General features: G+C 36.3%; 7 protein-coding genes. All 7 read left to right on the forward strand.

From position 1 onward, the window contains the following. The first annotated feature begins 430 nt into the window (after positions 1–430). The 7 genes from Q0940_RS16865 (at position 431) to Q0940_RS16895 (ending at position 8,002) form a co-directional block, all read left to right on the forward strand. Positions 431–1,414: a diguanylate cyclase gene (locus Q0940_RS16865; RefSeq protein WP_299271091.1), complete on the forward strand. Its 984-nt coding sequence runs from the start codon at positions 431–433 to the stop codon at positions 1,412–1,414. Positions 1,415–1,683: 269 nt separating this feature from the next. Beyond that, complete coding sequence (rsxA, locus tag Q0940_RS16870; RefSeq protein WP_299271092.1) at positions 1,684–2,265, forward strand: electron transport complex subunit RsxA; 582 nt, start codon at positions 1,684–1,686, stop codon at positions 2,263–2,265. Further along, positions 2,266–2,817, forward strand: a complete 552-nt coding sequence (gene rsxB, locus Q0940_RS16875) for an electron transport complex subunit RsxB (RefSeq protein WP_299271094.1) — start codon at positions 2,266–2,268, stop codon at positions 2,815–2,817. It begins immediately after the preceding gene. Between the two features lie 14 nt (positions 2,818–2,831). Next, the gene (gene rsxC / locus Q0940_RS16880; protein ID WP_299271096.1) at positions 2,832–4,667 is read left to right on the forward strand and encodes an electron transport complex subunit RsxC; all 1,836 of its coding nucleotides are present in this window, start codon (positions 2,832–2,834) and stop codon (positions 4,665–4,667) included. Beyond that, the gene (gene rsxD, locus Q0940_RS16885; protein ID WP_299271098.1) at positions 4,667–5,734 is read left to right on the forward strand and encodes an electron transport complex subunit RsxD; all 1,068 of its coding nucleotides are present in this window, start codon (positions 4,667–4,669) and stop codon (positions 5,732–5,734) included. Before rsxC ends, rsxD begins: the two co-directional genes overlap by 1 nt. Positions 5,735–5,736: 2 nt before the next feature. After that, complete coding sequence (gene rsxG, locus Q0940_RS16890) at positions 5,737–7,206, forward strand: electron transport complex subunit RsxG (RefSeq protein ID WP_299271100.1); 1,470 nt, start codon at positions 5,737–5,739, stop codon at positions 7,204–7,206. A gap of 100 nt (positions 7,207–7,306) precedes the next feature. Then, a complete protein-coding gene (locus Q0940_RS16895; protein ID WP_299271102.1) occupies positions 7,307–8,002 on the forward strand; it encodes an electron transport complex subunit E in 696 nt (231 codons plus the stop codon). Positions 8,003–8,123: the final 121 nt, after the last annotated feature.

Consider the following 8,123-nt stretch of genomic DNA (forward strand, 5'->3'; position numbering starts at 1 on the left):
CAAAACTCCAAGTTCTAAATTCTAAAAATAAATAACTGCCTCTTCTACCCTATTTTATATTATTTCTATTAGCTAGAGCGACGGACTGTATTTTTTAACTTGCACAGGTCCACTTTTGTGTCGGGGAGGGGGAGCCATCAAAACTCCAAGTTCTAAATTCTAAAAATAAATAACTGCCTCTTCTACCCTATTTTATATTATTTCTATTAGCTAGATCGACGGACTGTACTTTTTAACTTGCACAGGTCCACTTTTGTGTCGGGGAGGGGGTGCCATTAAAGCTCAAAAATCACTTTCACTCTGTTTGTTTATAAAGAACTCTTTCAATCCAGATATAAATCTGCTTTTATAGTCACACTAATCTTCCTTTCTATTTGGTTAACTTATTTTAAGTTTTACCAACAACTATAAATGGTATTTGTTATTTAGTATGAAATCAAAGCGCTTACGTATATTTACATTTGTATCATTGAGTATTTTCTTAGGTACTCTATTATCTGGTGTTGTCTTAATAACCGCCTCTAACTTGATACATAGTAAACAACATAATCAAATTCAGCTTGTTGAACAATTCACCTACAGTAACTTAGGCGATAATGCTAAATTGTTATCTAAACAGTTAAGAGGAGCCGTTGAATTAGAGTTCTTAACTATCACAGACGATAGTGGCAATGTACTTTATCGTTATATTCAACCAGAATATAATCCACCTTTGATCACGCCTATATTAAAAAGCTTATCTATTTATACTGAGCCTGCTTCACTTATTACCTCAAATGAAGAACTGCATATTGAATTTCATTCAACCTATGATGAATTTTTACGTCTATTTACTCATTTATTGTATTTTATGTTTTTTGCTCCAGGTTTTATTCTTGCCTTTAATATATTAATTAAAGGCAATAACTCAACAAAAAATTTACCACCACAAGAAGAACTAGCAAAAGATAATAAACTCGATAAATTAACAGGTTTGCCTAGCGGACCAGAATTTATTGGCCACTTTGAAAGTCTAATAAAAGATAATAAAAGCGCTCAGACAGGTCATTTTTTATTAATTCGAGCCACACAACTACAGCACTTAAATTTTAATTTAGGCTACCCTGCTGGTGACAGGTACATTCAATTAATTGGCATGGCGATTTCAACTCAATTAACTAAGGATGATGATCTTGAAGCTTTTAAGTTAAACGGATTTGATTTTGGTTTAATTTTACCAAATTACTCAGCGGAACAATCTGAACAATTAATGTTGCAAATTACCGAGCAATTTAAAGGCTCGTTTTTAGAAGAAAACGTATCATCTGAATTAAATACCGCCATTTTATTCTATGATGAAACTACAGATGCAACAACATTAGTAGCTCAAGCAAATGCTCAAGTACAAACAGGACAACAGAAGTTGCTCTTGTAAATAAAACTGGTCACGTAATAAATAGTGACCTTACTCTAGCTTTTCCTAAGCTGGAAACATAATCACTTCAAATCAATTATTAAACTATTTAAAACCTTATTATACTTATTTATCTTCATTACAGCCCTATCTAATACGAGCTGTTATAGAAGTTAGTTCATTGTAAAATATAAAAAATTACTCATATATAGAATAACCACATAAATCATGTGTTGTTAATTTCGTTGGAAAACTGGATAATACAAAAAAATAAAATTTAACTGCATTTAATGACTGAATATTTTCTTTTATTAGTAAGTACGGTACTGGTTAATAACTTCGTACTCGTAAAATTTTTAGGTTTATGTCCATTTATGGGGGTATCGAGTAAAATCGAAACCGCTATTGGCATGTCTATGGCGACTACGTTTGTCTTAACTTTAGCTTCAATGTCTAGCTATTTGTTAAATACCTATATTCTTCAACCCTTAGGTATCGAATTCCTGCGTACTATCGCCTTTATTTTAGTCATTGCTGTTGTTGTGCAATTTACTGAAATGGTTGTACATAAAACCAGTCCTAAACTATATCGCTTACTTGGTATTTTCTTACCACTTATTACTACAAACTGTGCTGTGTTAGGTGTTGCATTGTTAAATGTAAATGCTGAACATAACTTTTTACAATCTATCGTTTATGGTTTTGGTGCTGCAGTTGGTTTCTCTTTTGTACTAGTCTTATTTGCCTCAATGCGAGAACGTTTAGCGGTTGCTGATGTACCTCGCCCATTTAAAGGTTCAGCTATTGCTATGATCACAGCGGGTTTAATGTCGCTGGCCTTTATGGGGTTTGCCGGTTTGGTGAATTTTTAAATGTACGTATTATTATTCGCGCTTGGCGCACTAATAGCTTTAACTGTTGTTTTTGGTGCTATTTTAGGTTTTGCATCGGTAAAATTTAAAGTAAAAGCAGACCCGCTTGTAGAGCAAATTGATAACCTATTACCGCAAACTCAATGTGGTCAATGTGGATACCCTGGTTGTAAACCATACGCTGAAGCAATTGCCAATGGTGATGACATTAATAAATGTCCGCCTGGTGGTGAGTCAACCATAAAACAGCTTGCTGACTTAATGGGAGTAGATGCAAAACCGTTAGACTCAGCCCATGGCCAAGAAGATGTAAAAAAAGTCGCATTTATTAGAGAAGATGAATGTATCGGTTGTACCAAATGTATTCAAGCCTGTCCTGTTGATGCAATTATGGGAGCATCAAAAGTTATGCATACCGTGATCATTGATGAATGTACGGGTTGTGACTTGTGTGTTGAGCCTTGTCCTGTTGATTGTATAGATATGGTTCCGCTAACAGATACAAATTGGAAGTGGGATGCATTGGCAATCTCAGTTAAAAACATTAACTAATTTTAGGTTTTATTTTGCATTCAGAATTAAGTTTAATTGAACAAGTTAAAAGTGGAAAGTTGTGGGATATTCCTGGCGGCATACACCCTCCTGAGCGTAAATCCCTGTCAAACTCGACAAAAATTGATATTATTCCACTCTCCCCTTTTTATTATGTGCCAATAAAACAACATATTGGTAATGAAGGTAAATTGCTGGTTAAGGTTGGTGAACAAGTATTAACAGGCCAACCTTTAACTGATGCAATTGAAGGGTTAAGTCTTCCAGTTCATGCTCCTACATCCGGTGTGATTAAAGATATAACACCACATGTTTCAGCACATCCTTCAGGAAAACCTGAGATCACAATTGTTATAGAGTCTGATCATAAAGATACCGTATTCACTACAAAACCGATTAAAAACTGGCAAACATCTGAAGCAGCAAGTTTAACTAAACATATACAATCTATGGGTGTTGCTGGTTTAGGCGGCGCAGCCTTCCCTACTTATGTAAAGACTAATCCAACTAAAGACATCAAACTTCTTATAATTAATGGAGTTGAATGCGAACCTTATATAACAGCCGATGACGTATTAATGCGTTATTTTGCTAATGAAATCACTCAAGGCATTAATATACTGCAACATATGGTGCAACCAGAGTTAGTGGTTATCGCTATTGAAGATAATAAGCCTGAAGCTATTGAAGCTATAAAACTTGCAGTAAAAGACCAAGACACTATTGAAGTCAGAGTAATACCAACTAAGTACCCTTCTGGTGGCGAAAAGCAATTAATTGAAATTGTTACCGGACAAGAAGTACCAAGTAAATCAATTCCAGCAGATATTGGTATTGTTATGCAAAATATAGGTACTTGTTTTGCTATCAAAGAAGCCGTTATTGACGGTAAAGCCTTAATACACCGTGTAGTAACCGTGACTGGCGAGTCAATTTCTCGTCCACAAAATTTATGGGTGAAATTAGGCACACCTATTTCAGACTTATTAACTCATTGTGGCTTAGTTGCAGAACAAGACCAAAGATTGATCATGGGCGGGCCTATGATGGGCTTTAATATCATGGATACCATGATGCCCGTGGTAAAAAGCACTAACTGTATACTTGCGCCAAGTGAATATAACTTACCATCATTTGGCGTTGAGCAAGCTTGTATTCGTTGTAGTTTGTGTTCTGACGCCTGTCCTGTGAACTTATTACCACAGCAAATGTTGTGGTACAGCAAAGCTAAAGATCACGAAAAATTAGAAGAATATAACTTAGCAGACTGCATTGAATGCGGTGTTTGTTCTTATGTTTGTCCAAGCCAAATCCCTCTAGTTCAATATTATCGTTCTAGTAAAGTTGAGATTAAACAAGAAAAAGAAGACAAGATTAAATCTGATAAAGCTAAAGAGCGTTTTGAAACGCGTCAACTTAGACTTGAACGTGACAAACAAGCTAGATTATTGAAACATAAAGAATCTGCAGACAAGCGTAAAAAAGCATTAGAAAAAGATGGCAATGCCAAAGACAAAATTGCAGCGGCATTAGCTAGAGCCAAAGCGAAAAAAGCTTCAACTGGTGAAACTGCTCCCATAAGTGCTGACGCTCAAACAACCAATACGCAAGATAAAGTCGCAGCGGCCATTGCTCGTGCTAAAGCCAAAAAACAGGCTCAAGCTGACTCAGAAACGACAGCAACAGTAAGCTCTGAATCTCAAGACAGTGAAGTTGGATCAGCGGAGGCTGTCGAAGCTAAATCTGCTGAGCAGATCAAAAAAGATAAAATTGCGGCTACAGTTGCTAGAGCAAAAGCCAAAAAACTTAAACAAGCAGCTGAAAATAAAGAACAAGGTGAGTCAAACTAATGAAATCTATTTCCAAACTTTTTGTTAGTTCACCACACACGCGAACCGGCTTAACCACCAATCAAGTAATGCGAACTGTTTGCTATGCTTGTATACCAGGCATTGCCGCTCAAACCTACTTTTTTGGTTGGGGTGTTATTGTTCAAGCTTTACTATGTATTATTGTCGCCCTTACTGCTGAAGCAATAATATTAAGTTTAAGAGAAAAGCCAGTAAGAGCAACACTTGCAGATGGCTCGGCCATGTTAACTGGATTATTAATTGCACTAAGCATACCGCCATTAGCGCCTTGGTGGATAAGTGTTATTGGTGTTTCTTTTGCCATTATTATAGTTAAACAATTATATGGTGGCCTCGGGTTTAATTTATTTAACCCAGCTATGGCAGGCTATGTGGTATTACTTATTTCATTCCCTGTCGCTATGACTAATTGGCTACCAGTACAACAAGTAATGACCTACGATATTAGCTTTTTAGATTGTGTATCATCTATTTTTACTGGCTTCACGCTAGATGGTTACAGTGTCACACAATTACGTATAGCCGTTGACGGTATAACAATGGCAACGCCCCTTGATCACTTTAAAACTCAAATAGATTTAGGCTTAACCGCATCAGAGATCACAGCATCACCAATTTATGGTGATTATGGTGGTACTGGTTGGGAATGGGTAAACCTCGGATATTTAATTGGTGGATTACTACTATTAAAACAAGGTGTGATTCGCTGGCATATTCCTTTCGCAATTATTGCGAGTTTATTTACTTTTAGCTTAATAAGTTACTCTATTACTCCCGACTTATCATTACCACCAATGATCAGCTTATTTTCTGGTGCAACCATGTTTGCTGCATTTTTTATAGCAACGGATCCTATTTCCGCATCTACTACCATAAGAGGCCGTTTAATTTATGGTGCAATTATTGGTGCATTAATATTTATGATCCGTGAATGGGGTGGATATCCAGATGGTGTCGCCTTTGCAGTATTATTAACGAATTTAGCGGTGCCATTAATAGATTACTACACTAAACCAGCCGTTTACGGCCATAAGGCCAAGGTATAACGATGAGCAAAAACCTACTTGTTTTTACCTCTAAAAAAAATGCTCTATTGTTATCAGGATTTGCAGCAGTTTGTACTTTGTTGGTTTCAATTACCTATATTTTAACTGCACCCGTAATAGAACAACAAGCACAGCAAGATTTATTAAAAAAACTAAACCAAGTCCTTGTCCCTACTAAATTTGATAATAACCCACTTGAAAATTGTTTACGTTTAACCGACCACAATATATTTGGTGATGAGCAGGAACATGTAATTTATCGTGCAACTATGCAAGAAATTCCTTACGCCTTAGTATTCCAAACTCAAACACTAAAAGGTTATAACGGTTTAATAAAAATGATGGTTGCCATTGATCAACAAGGTAGAGTTCAAGGTGTACGAGCACTAGAGCATAAAGAAACTCCTGGACTTGGCGATAAAATTGACCTTGAAAAATCTGACTGGGTATTGTCATTTGATAATATGAAAGTGACTTCAGAACAAGATAAACGTTGGTTTGTTAAAAAAGACAGCGGCTATTTTGATCAATTTACCGGCGCAACAATTACACCAAGAGCGGTGATCACTCAATTACGTCAATCTATTCATTATGTTACGCTAAACTTTGACAACTTATTTGCTCAAGAAAATCAATGTGAATCTATACCTGAACCTATATTAGTAGAAACAGTTATTGAATCAGTAGTTGAGGATGAAGTAGAAGCTGAAAACGTTAACGTAGAACAGCCAAATCCAGACACTTCAATGACTGACAAGGCAGAGTCTAGTATTAAAGATGAAGATTTTAAAATTGAAGAAACTAAGCCTGAAGTAAACCTTGAAGAAGTTAGTGCCGACAGTACAGTAGCTGAGGGAACTACAGACGAAACAAAACCTGATACTCAAGATGATGAAGCTAAGCTTGAGCAAACCACAGATGAAGTTAAACCTGACACTCAAGCTGATGGAACTAAATCGGAAGAAACCACAGATGAAGTTAAGTCTGACACTCAAGCTGATGAAACTAAATCGGAAGAAACCACAGATGAAGTTAAGGCTGAGACGCAAGCTGATGAAGGTAAGCTTGAGCAAACTACAGACGAGATTAAGCCTGAGGCTCAAACGGATGAAGTTAAATCTGAAGAAACCACAAATATAGTTAAACCTGAAACTGAAGTTGATGCCGCTAAAGCCGAAACAGATAAAGCCGAAGCTCCTAAAGCTGAAGAAACTAAAGCCAAAGACACTAAAACTAATGAACCTAAGGCTGAAAAATCGACAGACGAAACTAAGCCTGACACTGAAGTTGATGCAGCTAAAATTGAAAAAGAAACAGATAAAGCTGAGTCTAATAAAGTCGAAACAAAAGTGGATAAAGCTGAGACCGAAAAGCCTAAAGTAGAAAAAATAGACAGCGATTCTGAAAAAGATTCAGAGAAAAATTCAGAAGATAAATCTGAAACGCCTAAAAAAGAGGTGCCTAATGACTAATACCACCACAACCTCAGAAGAAAATGTTGTTGCAGAAGATATTAACGACAACCAAGATGTTAATAATGAAGTAGCTGAGAAAAAACCAAATCCATTCACGTTGGTAGATTGGTCGACAATAGCAAAAGAAGGTTTATGGAAAAATAATCCGGCCTTAGTACAGTTATTAGGTTTATGCCCATTACTTGCGGTCACCAATACATTTATTAATGCACTGGGATTAAGTATTGCCACTATGTTGGTTTTAATAGTATCTAACTTAACTATCTCATTAGTTAAAGGCTGGGTTACCAAAGAAATACGTATTCCTGTATTTATTATGATCATCGCTTCTTTCGTTACCATAGTTGAGCTATTAATGAATGCTTACACTTATGGCTTATATTTGTCTTTGGGCATATTCATTCCACTTATTGTTACCAACTGTGCCATTATTGGTAGAGCAGAAGCTTACGCATCTAAAAACCCACCTATTAATGCCGCCTTTGATGGTCTTATGATGGGACTAGGATTTATGCTCATATTATTACTTTTAGGTGGCACTCGCGAAATACTTGGCCAAGGTACATTATTTGATGGTGCTCACTTATTATTTGGTGAATGGGCTAATGGTATAGAGTTACAAATATTCCAGTTTGACCAACAGTTTTTATTAGCAATTTTACCACCAGGAGCCTTCATTGGTATGGGCTTCATCATTGCAGGTAAAAATTATCTTGATAATAGACAACTTGATAATCAGAAGAATAAAAAAGCTAAAAAAGTGGAACGCGCCAGAGTAACGACAGTTAATTAGTTTCGAGTGACGAGTTGCGAGTTTCGAGTTTCGAGTTTCGAAAGTGATATGACTCCACAAAAGTAGACACCTTTTTTTAGGAATAAGGTGTCATGAAAATCCAGAATCAACGTAAGCACAC

It is taken from the genome of uncultured Psychrosphaera sp., assembly GCF_947500655.1.
Classification (GTDB): Bacteria; Pseudomonadota; Gammaproteobacteria; order Enterobacterales; family Alteromonadaceae; genus Psychrosphaera.